At 63.2% G+C, this 869-nt stretch carries 2 protein-coding genes; both read right to left on the bottom strand.

Annotated elements, in window-relative coordinates; genetic code table 11:
• On the bottom strand, nucleotides 1-327 hold a 327-nt coding region (locus tag EN994_RS33445), incomplete at its 3' end, for a GntR family transcriptional regulator (RefSeq protein WP_164746530.1).
• A gap of 8 nt (nucleotides 328-335) precedes the next feature.
• Nucleotides 336-869 (bottom strand): FAD-dependent oxidoreductase (locus EN994_RS33440; protein WP_127308255.1); only part of this gene is annotated, 534 nt, incomplete at its 5' end.

Raw genomic sequence — 869 nt, 5'->3', positions numbered from 1 at the left:
CCTGACGGAGCGCTCCTCAAGCACCGCCCGCACGTCGGAAAGATTGACGACCTCGTCGACATCGAAGCCGCGGCAAAAGAAGCCGCGATTGGTCTGGAAGGTGATGAGTTCCTCCGTGACCAGCCGCTGGAGGGCCTCCCTGATCGGGCTGCGGCTGACATTCAGCCTCGCGGCAAGCGCCACTTCGTTGATGCGCTCGTTCGGCTTGAAGCGATAGTCCATCGCCATGCGACGGATCTCTTCATAGACGCGCGGGCCGGTCTTGATCGGCTTGGATGCCAACGCCGCATCGTCGTCCTGGTTGCTGTGCCTGGTGGGTCGGAGCATGGCGTCGGTCAAGCCTTTGCGGCGCTTGGTTCGGCGAACCGCGCCTGTGTGGGAAGGATACCGTCGAGGGCGATCGGCGCAGCCCGGCCGGCGATCAGGTCGGCGACGATGCGGGCCGATCCATGCGCCATCGTCCATCCAATATGGCCGTGGCCGGTGTTCAGCCAGAGGTTCTTGATGTTGCGCAGGCCGAGGATCGGCAGATTGTCGGGCGTCATGGGTCTCAGGCAGGCCCGCATTTCGGCGCGATCATAGGCGATACCGCGCGGGAACAGGTCCTGCGTGACGCGCTTCATGAAGGCGAAATCCGAAGGCTTGTGGCTGCGATCATAGCCCGCGAATTCCGCGGTGGCGGTGACGCGGATGCGATCGCCCATCGGCGTGATGGCAACGAGATTGTGCTCATCGATGACGGGGAGTTTTGGAGCCAGCGCCGGGTCGACGATGGGAATGGTCAGGGAATATCCTTTGACCGGATAGATCGGCAAACCAAGGCCGATCTTGCGGGCGAGGATCGGGCTTTCGGCGCCGAGACACAGAAC

This window comes from Mesorhizobium sp. M7A.F.Ca.CA.002.09.1.1, assembly GCF_003998555.1.
Lineage (GTDB): Bacteria > Pseudomonadota > Alphaproteobacteria > Rhizobiales > Rhizobiaceae > Mesorhizobium > Mesorhizobium ciceri.
Note: the sequence above shows the minus strand (reverse complement) of the source record. Positions and strands in the feature narration are given on the sequence as shown.